The sequence below is a fragment of the Microbispora amethystogenes genome (genome assembly GCF_016863015.1).
Lineage (GTDB): Bacteria > Actinomycetota > Actinomycetes > Streptosporangiales > Streptosporangiaceae > Microbispora > Microbispora amethystogenes.
The window spans coordinates 1-15,172 of sequence record NZ_BOOB01000020.1; the positions used below are offsets into that span (position 1 = coordinate 1).

The following is a 15,172-nucleotide window of genomic DNA, read 5'->3' on the forward strand; positions in this document are numbered from 1 at the left end:
CCGCAGGAGTGAACCCATGACCGAGCCCGGCTCCCTCCCACCGCTCCCCGAGCGCCGCCTGGAGATCCTCTGGTACCTGATCGCGGGCGACGGCCGGTATCCCTGGGACCCGGCCTGGAGGCGGCGGGTCGACTTCGAGTACGTCCAGGCGTGGGCGAAGTCGATCGACGTCAACGGCTTCTACGGAGCGCTGCTGGCCACCCAGCCGACGAGCGGCATGGACCCCTGGATCACGGCGGCCTCGCTGGTCCCGACCACCCGGCGGATGAAGTTCGTGATCGCCGTCCACCCCTCGGTCTACACGCCGACGTCGCTGGTCAAGCTCGCGACGACGCTCGACCAGAACTCCGGCGGACGGGTCGTCCTGAACGTCGTCAGCGGCCACACCGGGCTGGAGGCCGCCGGGGTGCACCTCAAGCACGAGGAGCGTTACGAGCACACCGACGAGTTCCTCACCGTCTACCGGGCGCTGATGCGCGGGGAGCGGGTCGACTTCGACGGTAAGCACCTCAAGATCCGCGGGGCCGAAGCGGCGTTTCTGTCCCTCCAGCAGCCGTACCCGCCGCTGTGGTTCGGCGGCGCCTCGCCGATCGCCCGCGACGTCGCCGCCAAGCACATCGACAACTACCTGACCTGGGGCGAGCCGCCCGCCGAGACCGCCGAACTGATCGCGGACGTCCGCGCCCGCGCGGCGAAGCACGGCCGGAGTCTCCGGTTCGGCATCCGGCTCAACCTCATCGTCCGGGACACCGACGAGGAGGCGTGGGCCGCCGCGCAGGACATGCTCGACCACCTGGACGACGACGTCGTCGCCCGGGTGCAGGCCGAGTCCGGGCGGCAGGAGTCGGTGGGGCAGGCCCGGCAGCTGTCGTTCCACAAGGGCGTCAAACCCCGCTTCGCCCAGGACCTGGAGGTCTATCCGAACGTCTGGTCCGGCTTCGGCCTGATCCGGGGCGGTCCCGGCCTGGCGCTGGTCGGCAGCCCCGAGTCGGTCGCCGCCCGGATCCGCGAATACCACGCCCTCGGGATCGACTCGTTCATCGTCTCGGGCAACCCGCTGCTGGAGGAGACGTACCGGTTCGGCACCCAGGTCATGCCGTTGCTTCCGGTGACGCACGACGACCCCGGGGCGCTGCGGCCCGCCGGATACACCCGGCCGAAGCCCGCCGGTTCGCCGCCGTCCGGGCCGTCTGCGTCCGGGCCGTCTGCGTCCGGGCCGTCTGCGTCCGGGCCGTCCGCGTCCGGGCCGGCACCGTCCGGTTCGGCGCTGGTCGCCGCCGGCTGAGCGCCGTAACCGTCCGTACGCGGCACCGACGTGGCGCCGGCGCGGCACCGCCCTCCTCGTCGCGAAGAACGAGGAGGGCGGGCTTCATGCGGTTTTTCGCCATCTCAACACCGGGCGGCTTTGCTGGCGATGAGCCGCGGGGTCGCGCCCGGCGAGGCGGGCGCTTGTGAGAAAGCCTCTCACGGCGCAATTCAATCCTCAGCGGCATCGAGGGCAAGAATTCGCCGCAATCGTTCAAAACGGCATGTCCTCATTCGAGGAATTCCGGGAACCCCGGCGTGGCGGCGCCGTTCTTCCGGGCAAATTTTCCTTGATGCCGTACGTGAAACCGAATGACCTCGCCTGCCGCGCGCCTACCTTTGGGGCATGCAGCGACAGCCATATGTGAAAAGGCCGCGGTCACGTCTCAGCTACCAGGTGGCCTACGCCTTGCGCCATCCCGGAAAGGTCTGGCCGCATCTGCGGCGGATGACCCGCGACGCGCGGCTGCGGCTGACGACCGCCGACCACGTCTCCTACTACCGGGAGGTGATGCGCGCCGACATCGCGGAGATGGACGCGGACGCCGCGATCGGCAGTCACGGCAGGGAAAGCTGGCTGCGGATCGGCAAGCTGCAGTTCGACTACCTGGTCCGGCACGGGCTCACGCCGCGCGACCGCGTGCTCGACATCGGCTGCGGCAACCTGCGCCTGGGCTGGCGACTGATCGACCACCTGGAGCCGGGCCACTACCACGGCATCGACATCTCGCCGGAGATCCTGCTGGCCGCCGCGGACACGGTCGCGCAGCGCGGGCTGCAGTCGCGGCTGCCGCACCTGACCCTGGTGAACGACCTCACCTTCGGTTTCCTCCCCGACGCGCACTTCACCGTGGTCCACGCGCACAGCGTCTTCTCCCACAGCCCGATCGGGGTCATCGACGAGTGCCTGCGGCACGTCGGGCGCGTCCTGCATCCCGACGGCTTCTTCGACTTCACCTTCGACCGTACGGAGAAGGCCGAGCACCACGTGCTGCGCGAGGACTTCTACTACCGCACCGAGACGCTGGTGCGGCTCGCCGAGCGGTACGGCCTGAAGGCCAGGTTCATGGACGACTGGGAGCGGTCCCGGCACAAGCAGTCCAAGCTGCGCGTCACCCACTGACCGGCCTACAGCGTCGAGCAGACGGTGCCGTTCAGGCGGAAGACCGTGGGGGAGGGGTAGGCCCCCTCGTTCGCGCCGACGAACCCGACGCCGACCGACCCGCCCGCGGGGATCGTCGCGTTCTGTTCACCGGGGACGACCCGCACGTCCTGACCCTCCGACGTCCACGTGCCGCCCGACCCGCTGCTGACGCGTTCCCCGGCCACCGGGAAGCGGAACGCCAGCGTCCAGCCGGACACGTCGGCCGCGCCGCGGTTGATGACGGTGACCGTGGCGACGAAGCCCCGGCCCCAGCCCTGCGTCACCCGGTAACGGACCGCGCAGGCGCTGTCCGGAGGCGTGGGAGCGGTGAAGGTCACCGGGGCGGAGGGCCGCGACAGTCGTCCGGCCCGGTCCCGGGCCAGCACGTTGACCGTGTAGGCGGCGCCGGGCTCCAGACCGCGCAGTGTCAGCGAGGTGCCCCGGGTCGTGCCCAGCAGCGTGGTCTCCGCGCCCGCCTGCCGGTACACCTCGTACCGGTCCGGCCGCGGTCCCCCGCCGGCGGGCCAGCTCACGGTGACGCCGTCAGCGGCGCCGCGCGCCGTGGGTGTGCCCGGGGCCGGCGCGGGCTTCGGGCCCTTCGCCGCGCTCAGCGTCATCGTCGTCACCGAGTACGGCGGCAGCGTCCGCGCGTACGGGCCGCCCTGCTCCACCCGGACGATCGAGGTGGCCCCGCGCGTGAAGGCGTACGTCACGGGGGGCCGCCCCGAAGGGGTGAACCCGTCGTACCGGAGCCGCACGGGATAGGCGGTGGCCGGATCCTTGTTGACCAGCACGACCGACAGGTCGCCGTCGGCCCGCCGTGCGGCGTGCACGGCCACCTTCGGCTGGTCGGAGGCCGCCCTGATCAGGTCGTCGCCGGGGCGGGCGGCGGTGCCGAGGATCTCGATGCCGTGGTAGGAGGGGAACGGCGTGTTGACGGGGGGCTCGCAGACGCCGTCGGCGCACTGGCCGAGCGACAGGAAGCCGATGTCCTGGAAGTCGGTCTCGCCGTCGATCGTGCTGACCTTCTCGACCGCGTTGTGGGTGTCGAACCAGTCCACGGTGAAGACGCCGTTCTCCAGCGCGGTCAGGTAGGCGTCGGCGGCGAACAGCCCGGCCGCGTGCGTGTTGCGCCCGATGTTGGAGGCGACCTCGGTCAGCGCGAGCGGCAGGTCGCGGCCGCCCAGGGCGGCGACGTCGGCCCGCACCTGGGCCAGCATCTCGGCGAGCCGCGGCGGGGAGGCCAGCAGCGTGGCGACGTCGCCGGTCGTGTCCGGGATGCTCGTGCCCGGATACCAGTGCACGGTGAAGAAGTCGACCTCGGAGGCCAGGGCCGGGATGACCGTGTGGTTCCAGTTCGCCGAGTCGCCCGCGGCCACCACGCCGTCCGGCCAGCTCCCGGGGATGGTGAGCACCGCCCCGACCTTGACGGTGGGATCGACGGCCTTCATCGCGTGGACGAAGTCGAGCGCGTTGCGGGCGTACGCCGCGGGGCTCTTGTCCGGATGGTCGTCGGACTCCCAGGTGGCGCCGTAATGGCCGTTGCCGTAGATCTCGTTGCCGATCTCCCAGTACTTCACGCCGTACTTCTTGACGACGTTGGCGTACCGGACCCATCCGGCCGCCTCCTCCGGGGTCCCGGTGCCGTAGTTGGCGATCACCACGGGCTGGGCGCCGGCGGCCCTGACCGTGCGCATGAACGCGTCGAAGTCCGTGCCGGGCGCCACGGTCCCGCCCGGCGCCGTGTGGGTCTCCCAGTGATAGAGGTCGCCGTACGAGCCGCCCGGGTAGCGCACCGCGGCGATGCCCGCCCGCCGGTACAGCCGCGCCACCTCCGGGTCGTTCATGTGCGCGTCCCAGATGGCGGCGTTGGCGCCGTACGCCGCCTCGTGGACGGCGCCGAGCCCGGCGTTCGCATTGACGGTGACCGTGACGGCGCCGCCCCGAACCGGTGGGGCGGGCGGCGGCGGAGAGCTCTGGGCGGGGGCCGCGGCGGCGAGCAGGGGCGCGGCCACGAGCGCGGCGAGCGGAACGGCCAGGGCTCTTCGCATGAAGTACTCCGGTACGCGGGGAGGGGTGTTTCCGGTGCCACCAGGCTCCGACGATCGACCGCCGTGATCGTTTCGTCAAGCCCGGCGCCCGCCCGTCCGGCGTCGTCCCCGGGTGGGCGCCGATCAGCGCCGATCAGCGGTGGTCGGCCGCGATCGGCACCGGTCACGGCCATGATTCGTTCAGGCCCGTCGTCAGCCCCGCTCGGCCGGGGCCGGTGGCGGTCACGGTCGTGATTCGTTCAGCCTCGCTCGGCGGCGGGTGCGGCGTCGCGCGGGCGGGACACCCGGGGCCCGCCCTCACCGCGCGCCCGCAGGGCGGCCGCCGCGACGGCCACGGCCGGCACCAGGATGACCGCCGCCGCGACGTTGACCGCCTGGAACCCGCCGGCCGCGAGGATCGGGCCCGCCAGCGCGGCCGCCACGGCCCCCGCGTAGCTCATGCCGGCGTCGGTGGCGCCCTGCAACGGAATCCGCAACCGGTCCGGTGCGGCGTTCGCCAGCAGGACCGACGCGGAGAGCATCGAGGCGGACCAGCCCAGGCCCAGCACGATGAGCGCGGTCGCGGTGAGTGCGCTGCCGGCCTGCAGGGCGGCGGCGGAGAAACCGAGGACCACGGACGCCGCGAGCATCGCCATCCCGGCGAGGGCGACCCGGACCGGGCCGAACCGGTCGGCCAGCCACCCGAAGAGCGGGCTCAGCGCGTACATTCCGAGCACGTGCAGGGAGATCACCACGCCCACCAGCCGCAGCGACATGCCGTGGTGCTGCATGTGCAGCGGGGTCATGATCATCACCATCACCATCACCGCGTGCGCCACCGCGATCAGCACGACGCCGAGCCGGGCCACCGGATGCCGCAGGGCCCAGCCCAGCGCGGCGCGCGCCCCGCCCGGAGCCGCGCCGGGAGACGTGCTCTGGGATGTGCCGGGGGATGTGCCGGGGGATGTGCCGGGGGAGACGCCGTCCGCGCGATCCGCGCCGGGGGACGTGTCGTCCGCGCCCGGATCACCCGCTGCGGCCCCGGACCCGGCGGGACCGGCCGGGACGGGCGCGCGGGCCGCGCGCGGCAGGAACAGCACGGCCACGGCCGCCAGCGCGAAGGACAGGACCGCGAACAGGTACGGCCCGGTCAGCGCGGGCAGGCCCAGCAGGCGGCCGGTGCGCTCGCCCGGCTCGCTCAGGTTGGGCCCGGCCACCGAGCCGATGGTGGTCGCCCACATCACCAGCGACATCAGCCGGGCCCGGGTCGCCGCGGGCACGCCGTCCGCCGCGGCATACCTGGTCTGCAGGTTCACCGCCTGGGCGACGCCGAAGAGGGCGAGCCCGGCCAGCAGGACGGCGACCTGCGCGACCACCGCCGCGGTGATGATCAGCACGGCGCCGGTCATCGCCAGCGCGTATCCCACCGCGAGCGAGCGGCGCCGTCCGTACCGGGCGGCCAGGCCGGCCAGCGGGACCGCCGCGACCGCCGAGCCGAGCACGCTCGCGGCCTGGCCGAGCCCCGCGAACGAGGTGCCGCCCAGCCGTTCGACCAGCAGCCCGCCGACCGCGAACCCGCCCGCGACCCCGATGCCGCCGAGCAGGTTGCCGGTGACGAGGAGCCCGATCCTGCGTGTGTGGAACCTCGCCTCGCCCATCGGCGGCCCCCTTCTTCCGGCACCCGTCCACCGTCCGGCGGACCGGCACCGATCGTACGCACTCAGACCGACACAACCCGGGCACAGGCGGCGCCCTCGCTCCCCGCCGCGGGCGGCGGGCCGCCCTATCGGGAAATCGGCCCCTGACGAATTGGCGGCGGTTCCCGGCAATTGCGGCGAGCGCGTTAAAAGGTGATGCCGGATCGGTCGCGGCCCTGACAGGGGACCATCCGGGTCCTATCCTTGACGACGTCCTTTACAGAACTTCTCGCGGATTTCGGGAGAAGACGTGCCCAAGACCACGTGTACGCCGCGAAGGGAGAAAGCGCGAAGCGAGATTTCGTGGGGAGACGGGCTTCGTGATCGGGATGTCGAGTCTTTCATGGAGGTGATGCGGGCGCGCATCCGCGCCGACGCCGAGACGACAGGAGTGGATCTCCGGGCCCTGGAGATCCAGGTGAGGTTGCACCTGCCCCGGCTGAGCAGAACGGCGATCGTCGGATGGTCGCCGGACAAGGTCTACGAGGAGATCCGGCTGCCGGCCGTCGTACGGGCGGCGCAGGTGCGGCAGTCGGCGCAGGACGCGGCGCACCAGGCGCACGCCTCCGTCCTGCTGAACGTCGAGAAGGTGCGCCGCGATCTGAGCCTCTCGTTCACCGACGGCTACCGGACCCGGCTGCGCTTCGGGCAGGTCAGGCCCAGCGTCGGTCATCTCGTCCAGTCCCGCCTGCACTACCTGCACAGCGAGCGGGCCGACACCCTCCTCCAGTTCGGGCTGTTCCTGCCGGGCGCCACGATGCCGCTCACGTACGTGGCCTTCTCCCGGTGCGACCGGCAGTACGTCATGGACGCGCTGGCGGGGCACGGGCTGCGGGCCGAGCCCGGCCGGGTGCTGGTCCTGACGAGGATGCACGGACTGGCCGGGATCCCGGCCAACCTCATGAGCCTGACCGTCGCCCGCGCCGTCAGGGAGATCAGGCTCGCGGACGCCGGCGACTACGTCGTCACCGCCTACAACCCGATGCTCGGCTTCGACGGCGCCGCGTTCCTGGCGTCGGGGTTCACCCCCGTCGCGCTGTCTCCCGTGGCCTACCGGTACGACGAGACGGGGCTGTTCCAGACGCGGCGCATGCCGGGCGGATCGGTGCCGCAGCTTCTGGACACCCCGCGCAACGTCCTCATGATCCTCGGGGTCACCGCGACGGCGAAGCGGAAGGTCCGGGCGCTCGACGGCGTGATCACGGTGCCGCGGCGCACCCACTCCGGCGGTGACCACGTGAGGCCCCGGCAGGCGGATCTCGCCTCGCCCGAGTGGCGGGCCCGGCTCCTCGGCTACCGGCGGATGCTGGAGGCCTGCTGGTCGGACCGGACGGTCCATCCGCGTTACCAGGAGGAGCGGGCGGGCGGCGGCGACCCGCGCGGGCAGTGCGGCGTGACCTCGGTGTGGCTCGCTCGCGAGCTGCGCGCCGGCCTGCTGCTCGAACCCGCGTACTGCTACGGCCGCCTGCGGGTCGGCCGGCGCGGCGACGAGGACGTGAGCCACCACTGCTGGGTCGAGGTCGGCCCGTCCCACGACCCGGGGCGGCTCGTCGTCGACCTGACCGGCGACCAGTCGAGGAGCGTGCCGGAGCCGATCGTCCTCGGCGAGCACCGGGCGCTGGCCGAGCGGGGCCTGCGGTACGAGCCCACGACCCGGCTCGGCCTCGACGAACTGCCGAAGGACCGGGTGTGGCCACGGTTCCTCGCGCTCGACGACCACCTGCTCGACGGCCGATCGGAGGCCCGGCGATGAGGGCGCCGGGTCTCCTCCGGACGAGGGCGGCCGGCCCGCCGGACGCCCGCCCCTCGGTGCTCCTGCTCTCGTCCGACCTGCGGCGGAGGTACGCCGAGGACGTCCTTACGGCTCTGGCCCTGCCCCGAGGGGCGGTGATCCAGTTCCGCTACAAGGCCGGCTACGTCGCGCGGGCCCTCCAGCGGGCGGTCGCGGACCGCTCGGTCGTCGGGCGGCGGTGCCTGCTCGGCTTCGTGGCCGACGCCCACTCCCCGGCGCCCGGAAGTCAGGCGCCCCCGAGTCCGGCGGCCCCGACCCCGGCGTCGCAATCCCCGGCGTCGCAATCCCCGGCGTCACAGCCACCGCCGCCGCCGTTCGTCGTGCCGGTGCGCCTCGCGAGGGTCGTCGCGGCCGTGCGGGTCGCCGACATGTTCGTGTTCCGCCTCCGGGTGGACGACTACGCGAACCTGGACGACTTCCCCCTGACCGAGGCGGAGATCAGGGCGAGGGGCGCGTCGTTCGTCGCGGGGCTGGAAGCGGTCAACGGCGCCCGCTTCTACCCCGCCACCGCCCGGTTCCCCAACCCGCTCCCGCCGTCGCGGACCCGCGACGACGACCCGCACCTGTGGCTCGGCGTGGCCCGGCGGCTGGCGCAGCATCCCACCTTCAGGTCCTCCTACTTCGTACGGGTGGAGGAGCCCGTGCTGGGCGACGACAGGAAGGCCGGGCTCGACGCGGCGGGCCGGCTGAGCCTCAGCGACAGCGACTCGGTGAAGGTGCGGGTGACCTTTTATGCGGACGGCTACTGCGAGCCGGTGCGGCAACTCGCCTGCGCGACCGACGGCACCTACCTCAAGATCTCCTCCGACTGGTCGTACGACCTGTCGCTCCGCTACGACACGGTGGAGTTCTGGCTCCAGCCCGAGGCGCTCGCCTTCGACGCGCTCGCGCGGGTGACGATCAGGCTGGCGGCCGAGGGACCGGCGGAGCAGGCGCCGGGCTCACTGACGACGAAGGTGGGCTTTCCCGTGGTCGTGCACCGGTCGCGGTCGCGGCTCTTCCTCCGGGTGTCCGCGAACGCGGCCGGCGCCTTCCTCGTCGCCCTGCCCGCCGTGCTCGGGCCGTCGTTCCCCTTGCACCTGCGGATGCTGTCCGCCGTCACCGGGGCGGTCCTGCTCGCCCTGGCGACCATCGTCATCTCGCGCGGCGGGAGGTGACGGCTCCTGAGGTGGGGCCCCGCCGGAGAAGAGGTGAGGCCGCCGGGCGAACTCCCGGCACAGCTCCTCGAAGAGAGGCAGCAGTGCCGGGCAGCTCGCCGCGATCTTCCGCCTCGCCGTGATCTCGGTGCGCCGGTACGCCGCCCAGGTCGGCCGCAGCGGGTGATGATCGGCGAGCAGCACGTTGGCGTGGGGGAGCAGCTTGTCCAGCGCGTAGACGAACCTGCTCTCCGCGTCGCGCTGCGCCCGGTAGCCGTCGAGGTCCTCGACGAGCCAGGGGAACGTCCCGCCGAAGTCGCGGGCGATGATCTCCCGCGCCTCCTCCTCGCGTACGGCCTTCTTCTCCCGCTCCGCCGGGTCGGCGTAGACGGAGACGTCCCCCGCGTGGACCTCCGGCAGGTCGTGGACCAGCGCGTACCTGGCGATCCTGCCGAGGTCCAGCGCCGGGTCGACCAGCGGTGCGAGACAGACGGCGGCCAGGCCCAGGGCGAAGGAGTGCTCCGCGTCGTTCTCGTGCCGCGTGACGTGCTGCGGCACGACGGAGGACCGCTCGATCAGGTAGGGCGGGAAGACCAGCTCACGCATGACGGCCAGCAGCGCCGGCGCGTCCGCGGAGCCGGCGTGGCCGGGCGGAACCGGCGTGCCCGGGGTGCCCGGGATGCCTGGGGTGCCTGTGCCGTTCGCGTCGTCCCTCGCCATCGGGCCGCCCTCGCGTCGTCCGCCCGTACCGGGCCGCCGCGCCCCGCGCGGGCCGTACGGGGCCGCCCCTGGGGGCCCTCCCCACCCGCGTCCTCGCGCCTGGCCTTCCGATCAGGGTAACCGACCGTGCGGGGGCCCTCACATGTTGATCATGTGGCCGGCCAGGCCGTGGATCGCCTCCTTCACCGCCTCACCGAGGGTGGGATGGGCGTGGACGTTGCGCGCCACCTCGTGCACGGTGAGGTCCCACTGCTGGGCCAGCGTCAGCTCCGGCAGCAACTCGGTGACGTCGGGCCCGATGAGGTGGGCGCCGAGGATCTCGCCGTACTTCGCGTCGCTGAGCACCTTGACGAACCCGGCCGGATCGGCGAGGCCGTGGGCCTTGCCGTTCGCCGTGAACGGGAACTTGACCACCTTCACGTCGAAGCCCTGCTCGCGCGCCTGCGCCTCGGTGTAACCGAAGCTCGCGATCTGCGGCTGGCAGTAGGTCGCGCGGGGGATCATCACGTAGTCGAGCTCCATGGTCTCCGCGCCGGCGATCGTCTCGGCGGCCACGATCCCCATCGACTCGGCGGCGTGCGCGAGCATGAGCTTGGCCGTGACGTCGCCGATGGCGAAGAGGTGCGGGACGCTGGTGCGGCACCTGCCGTCCACGGCGATCGCGCCGCGCTCGGTGAGCCGTACGCCCGTGTTCTCCAGGCCGTATCCCTCGACGCGCGGCTGGAAGCCGATGGCCTGCAGGACCTTGTCGGCCTCCAGCACTGACGTCTCGCCGTTCCGGGAGACCGTCACCCGCACCTTCGCGCCGGTGTCGTCGATCGACTCGACCCGGGTGGAGGTCAGCACCTCGATGCCGAGCCGCCGGTAGCGCCGCGCGAGCTCGGCGGACACCTCCTGGTCCTCCAGCGGGACCATCCGGTCGAGGAACTCGACGATCGTCACCTTGACGCCGTAGTTGTGCAGCACGTACGCGAACTCGACGCCGATCGCCCCGGCGCCCGCGATGACGACGCTCTCCGGCAGGGTCTCGCTGAGGATCTGCTCCTCGTACGTCACCACGCGCTCGGACAGGGACGTCCCGGGCAGCAGGCGGGTCGTCGCCCCGGCCGCGACGATGCAGTGGCCGAACGTCACGGTCCGCACGGAGCCGTCCGGACCGCGCACCTCCATGGCGTTCGGGCCGGTGAAGGAGCCCCTGCCGTCGTACTCGGCGATGCCGTTCTTCTTCATCAGGTAGTGGACGCCCTTGACGCGGCCGTCCGCGACCTGGCGGCTGCGCCGGAACGCGGCGCCGTAGTCGAGGGAGATCCGGCCGTCCACCTGGATGCCGAACGTCTTGGTCTCGTTCGTGAGGAGGTGCGCGAGCTCGGCGTTGCGCAGCAGCGCCTTGGAGGGGATGCACCCGACGTTGAGGCAGACTCCACCCCAGTAACGCTCCTCGACGACCGCCGTGCTGAGCCCGAGCTGGGCCGCGCGGACCGCCGCCGTGTAGCCGCCGGGCCCCGCGCCGAGGACCACCACATCGTAATGATCGGTCATGCACCGGACCCTACGCCGCCGCCTTCTTCCGCGTTCCCCGGGGCCGGATGGACGGGCCCGCCCGGGGTAGGGGCCGGTTACGCGCCAGACAGGGAGGAATGACCGACCATGAGCGAATTCGAGCGTTCCCGCAGGATGCCCGCCTCGGCCGACCAGGTCTTCCGGCAGGCGAGCGACGTCGGCAGCCTCGATCTGTGGATGCCGCGCGAGCTGCACGTGCGCGAGGAGGAGCCGCCCGCGGTCACCGTCCACGAGGACCAGACGGGGGAGGACGAGCGCGCGCTGCTGCGGGCTGAGCAGGACCAGTTGCGCATGGAGTGGGGCACCCGGGACGTCGACCGGTACGCCGGCTGGCTGCAGGTGGCCGGCATCGACGACGACAGCAGCGACGTCACGGTCCACCTGTCCTTCTTCGACGAGGGGCACACGCCGCCCGCCGAGGCGGTCGAGCGGGCCCTCGACGAGAGCCTCGAACGCCTCGCCGAACAGGTGCGCCGCCAGGCCGCCTGACCCGCGGAACCCGTCAGGGGCGGTTCGCGGAGCCGCACGCAGGCGTACGGCGCGGCTCGCCCGAACCTGGCTGCCCGGTCCGCGAAGCGTCAACCCCCGCGCGCCGCCTGACCGCGACACGACGGGAGAATCTCCGGCCTTCAGGCAGGGGAGGAGTTCAACCGCCGCCGGTGTCGTCCGGCCCGGCGGCCGGGTTCCCCGCCCGGGCGGCATCGTCACGATCGGTGCCGGGCTGAGTGCTCTCGGCCGGGGCGCCGTCGGCGGGGACGGCCTCGGCGGGGGCGGTGGGCCGGGGCAGGGGAAGGGTGAACGCCGAGGCCCGGGCCCCGGCCAGGCCGAGGACCTGCCTTATCCACGCCTCCAGACCTGTGGCGTCCGGCGAGACCATCCCGGCCTCGGACGGCTCGACGGCGGGCGGTCGCGTGTCCTCGGCCATGTGGATGCTCCTTTTCTTCAGCGGCGTCGGCGACGGAGTGCCCCCCGCGAGGGACGTCGTCGGCGAGGGGCGTCATCGGCATGACCCCGGTCGCCGGCCTGCCGGGCGTGCCCACGGGCCGCCGCGGGTTCAGCTTCGCACCGCCCGGGCCGGGCGCCCGTGCACCTCCTCGTGATCGTTTCGCGTGTCGGCGCGCCTCCCGGCGGCCCGCCGGCGGACGCGGCGCGGCCGTACGGCTTCGTGCCGTCTTCCCGGGACGCGGCGGTTCATCCGCGGACGTCCGTCCTCCGCACCGAACGGGCGGGAGATCGGTAGGGCGGAACCCACGGAACGGCAAAGGCCTGTCCCCGATCTTGGCGTCCGACGGCGGGGGCCCCGGCGCCGCGTGTGTCCTTGGAGCCGACTCGCCCACTTCCGAGGAGGCCGAACATGAGGAAACTGCTGTATGCCGGCGCGGTCGCGCTCAGCCTGCTGGCCGCCGGATGCGGCGGTGCCGGCGACAACGATGCGAACCGTGTCGCCAACGACCAGGTCAACGAGCCGACCCCGGCGGAGCCCTCCGAGTATCCCTCGGGGACGGTCGCGCCGAGCACCGGAGCCCCGGCGACGCCGACCTCTCCCGTCCAGGCGACCCCGACCGGCCCCGCGCGCCTCGACGCGGCGTCCACCTCGCTCGGCACCGTGCTGGCCGGCGTGGACGGCCGGACGGTCTACCTGTTCAGCAAGGACAAGGGCGGCGTCTCCGCCTGCACCCAGGCCTGCGCCGCGGCCTGGCCGCCGGTGCTCACCGCAGGCACGCCCCAGGCCGGCTCGGGAGTGCGCGCCGACCTGCTGGGCACGATCAGACGGCCGGAGGGCGACACCCAGGTGACCTACAACAAGCACCCGCTGTACTACTACGCCAAGGACCGGAAGGCCGGGGACGTGTCCGGCCAGAACGTCCGCGACTTCGGCGGCGAGTGGCACGCCGTGACCCCCGAGGGGAAGAAGGCCAAGCACTGACGCCCGGGTCGTCCCGGGCCCGCCATCCGCCCTCCCGTACGGCTCCCGCCGGGCCGTCCGGGAGGGCGGTTTTTCGTGTCCCTCCCGACCGCCGGAGCGGCCTGTCGGCCAACCCTGAGGATCACCTGGATTCAACTGCTCACAGCCCACTAGGCTTAGGGGTAATCCGCCCTGTGTCCGCGGCCGCTTGATCATTTGAGAGTGGGCTCGCGATGGCATCGGACGCGTCGTCGGTATTGGAGAACGTCCTCACCGGCATGGCCGGTCTGTTCGGCGTGGACGGCGCGGCGTTGATGCTCCTCGACACGCAGGACCGCCTCCGCGCGATCGGTGCGACGGACGACGACGGGGTCCTGCTCGAGTCCGCCCAGGAGCACGTGGGCGACGGCCCGGCCATCGCGAGCGCCGCGAGTGGCGGTTTCGTCGCGATCCAGGATCTGCACGCCGATCGCCCCCTGGGGTTCCCGCATGTGGCCGTCCACGCACTCCCGGTCCGGGCCGTCCTCTCCGTACCGCTCATCGAGGGCGGGGAGCTCATCGGGGTCCTGGACTTCTACGCCCGAGCGGGGCACGTCTGGGACCGCACAGAGGTGGAAGCCGGTTACCGCCTCGGTGAGCTGATGGTCATCGTTCTGCAGGTCCTGGCAGAGAACAGGACTGATCGCGCCCCTTCCGGGCAGTTGTGATGGCCGAATCGCCACCTCTCCCACAGCCACGGCGGTGCGAGGTGAGGTTCACGAGAGGATACGGAATGACCCATATCGATCCTGAGGCTCTTGTCGCCAGCCTACGACGTCTGCAGAAGGACAGGTCGGCGACCGGGATCGTGCACCACCTTGAGCGCATCGTCCAAGTGGTCGATCGGCTTTTCGGGTACTCCGGTGCCGGCCTGATGTTCGCCGAGGAGGATCGCACCCTGCGTTACCTCTTCGCGACGGACGAGCGCGGCCGCAGCCTCGAACGGGCCCAGGCGGTGACAAGCCAGGGCCCGTGCGTGGCGGCGTACGTGGGGGACACCGCGGTGACGACGGTCGACGTGCGGGCGGACCGGCGGTGGCCGGCGTTGCGTGACCTGTTGCACCCCGAGGTGCGCGGCGTGGCGGGGGTGCCGATCCGGCTCGGCGGCGTGCCCGTGGGCACCCTGAACGTCTACCAGGACGCGCCGCACGAATGGCAGGAGACCGACACCCAGGCCCTCCACGCGTACGCGCACGTGATCGAGCAGGTCCTGCTCGCGTCGATGGAGGCGGACGAGAAGGCCGTGCTCGCCGACCAGCTCCAGTACGCCCTGGACTACCGGGTGGTGATCGAGCGGGCCATCGGCTATCTCATGGGCAAGCACGATCTGACGGCGTCACAGGCGTTCACGGGGCTGCGCAAGCAGGCCAGGGACAGCAGGCGGAAGGTATCCGAGCTCGCGGCGGAGCTGCTGGGCGAGCAGGGCCCGAGGAATGTTGCGAATCCAGACCACGTCGTCTGAGGCGGGCCTCGGGCTCATCCTGAGCGGCGACCTCGACGTGTCGGGGGCGCCGGACTTCCGCGCGTGCCTGGGCCAGGTGCTCGGGACCCACCGGCCCGGGCACGTCGAGATCGACCTCGCCGGGGTCGGTTTCCTCGACTGCGCGGGCGCCCGGAGCCTGGTGTGGGCCGACGAGCGCGTGCGGAGCTGGGGCGGCAGCGTGACCTTCCATCACCCCGGCAGAAGCCCGCTGCGCCTGCTGCGGCTGCTGGGCTTCGACGCCGCGCTGTCCATCCGGGTGGCGAGGCGGGTGCCGCTCGTCCAGCCCACCGCCCAGGGCCGCCCGCGGCTCAACTGACCCGACCGAACCGGGAGGTGCGGGCCGGACGCCCGGCCCCCGGA

General features: G+C 72.5%; 13 protein-coding genes. 8 read left to right on the forward strand and 5 right to left on the reverse strand.

What is annotated here, in order from left to right; all coding sequences use genetic code 11:
* Positions 1–1,285, forward strand: a 1,285-nt coding sequence (locus Mam01_RS15530; protein ID WP_204286037.1) for an LLM class flavin-dependent oxidoreductase, incomplete at its 5' end; no start/stop codon positions are given.
* A 366-nt stretch (positions 1,286–1,651) separates the two neighbouring features.
* Positions 1,652–2,428 carry a class I SAM-dependent methyltransferase gene (locus Mam01_RS15535; protein ID WP_204286038.1) on the forward strand — a complete coding sequence of 259 codons (777 nt, stop codon included), beginning with the start codon at positions 1,652–1,654 and terminating at the stop codon, positions 2,426–2,428.
* Between the two features lie 5 nt (positions 2,429–2,433).
* On the opposite strand, the gene Mam01_RS37345 is transcribed toward Mam01_RS15535, so the two are convergent.
* Together Mam01_RS37345 and Mam01_RS15545 are read right to left on the reverse strand one after the other, a co-directional pair.
* Positions 2,434–4,500: a cellulose binding domain-containing protein gene (locus Mam01_RS37345; RefSeq protein WP_204286039.1), complete on the reverse strand. Its 2,067-nt coding sequence runs from the start codon at positions 4,498–4,500 to the stop codon at positions 2,434–2,436.
* A 239-nt stretch (positions 4,501–4,739) separates the two neighbouring features.
* Positions 4,740–6,137, reverse strand: coding sequence for an MFS transporter (locus tag Mam01_RS15545; protein ID WP_204286040.1), 1,398 nt, complete (start codon positions 6,135–6,137; stop codon positions 4,740–4,742).
* A 391-nt stretch (positions 6,138–6,528) separates the two neighbouring features.
* On the opposite strand from Mam01_RS15545, the gene Mam01_RS15550 reads away from it, so the two are divergent.
* The gene (locus Mam01_RS15550; protein ID WP_204286041.1) at positions 6,529–7,929 is read left to right on the forward strand and encodes a hypothetical protein; all 1,401 of its coding nucleotides are present in this window, start codon (positions 6,529–6,531) and stop codon (positions 7,927–7,929) included.
* 980 nt (positions 7,930–8,909) lie between these two features.
* Here Mam01_RS15550 and Mam01_RS15555 read toward each other — a convergent pair.
* Positions 8,910–9,824: an HD domain-containing protein gene (locus Mam01_RS15555; RefSeq protein WP_204286042.1), complete on the reverse strand. Its 915-nt coding sequence runs from the start codon at positions 9,822–9,824 to the stop codon at positions 8,910–8,912.
* A gap of 138 nt (positions 9,825–9,962) precedes the next feature.
* Positions 9,963–11,363, reverse strand: coding sequence for a dihydrolipoyl dehydrogenase (gene lpdA / locus Mam01_RS15560; RefSeq protein WP_204286043.1), 1,401 nt, complete (start codon positions 11,361–11,363; stop codon positions 9,963–9,965).
* 108 nt (positions 11,364–11,471) lie between these two features.
* Between lpdA and Mam01_RS15565 the strand changes: the two genes are divergently transcribed.
* A complete protein-coding gene (locus Mam01_RS15565) occupies positions 11,472–11,873 on the forward strand; it encodes an SRPBCC family protein (RefSeq protein ID WP_204286044.1) in 402 nt (133 codons plus the stop codon).
* A gap of 157 nt (positions 11,874–12,030) precedes the next feature.
* On the opposite strand, the gene Mam01_RS15570 is transcribed toward Mam01_RS15565, so the two are convergent.
* The gene (locus Mam01_RS15570) at positions 12,031–12,309 is read right to left on the reverse strand and encodes a hypothetical protein (protein ID WP_204286045.1); all 279 of its coding nucleotides are present in this window, start codon (positions 12,307–12,309) and stop codon (positions 12,031–12,033) included.
* A gap of 429 nt (positions 12,310–12,738) precedes the next feature.
* Here Mam01_RS15570 and Mam01_RS15575 point away from each other — a divergent pair, with 429 nt between their 5' ends.
* The 4 genes from Mam01_RS15575 to Mam01_RS15590 all read left to right on the forward strand — a co-directional run bounded on the left by Mam01_RS15575 (position 12,739) and on the right by Mam01_RS15590 (position 15,128).
* Positions 12,739–13,311 (forward strand): COG4315 family predicted lipoprotein, encoded by a 573-nt coding sequence (locus Mam01_RS15575; protein ID WP_204286046.1) that lies wholly within the window; start codon positions 12,739–12,741, stop codon positions 13,309–13,311.
* A 212-nt stretch (positions 13,312–13,523) separates the two neighbouring features.
* Entirely contained in the window at positions 13,524–13,997 is a 474-nt protein-coding gene (locus Mam01_RS15580; protein ID WP_204286047.1) for a GAF domain-containing protein, read from the forward strand.
* A 65-nt stretch (positions 13,998–14,062) separates the two neighbouring features.
* Positions 14,063–14,791, forward strand: coding sequence for a GAF and ANTAR domain-containing protein (locus Mam01_RS15585; protein WP_165900800.1), 729 nt, complete (start codon positions 14,063–14,065; stop codon positions 14,789–14,791).
* Positions 14,763–15,128: an STAS domain-containing protein gene (locus tag Mam01_RS15590; protein ID WP_204286048.1), complete on the forward strand. Its 366-nt coding sequence runs from the start codon at positions 14,763–14,765 to the stop codon at positions 15,126–15,128. The genes Mam01_RS15585 and Mam01_RS15590 overlap by 29 nt, the downstream gene beginning before the upstream one ends.
* Positions 15,129–15,172 lie beyond the last annotated feature (44 nt).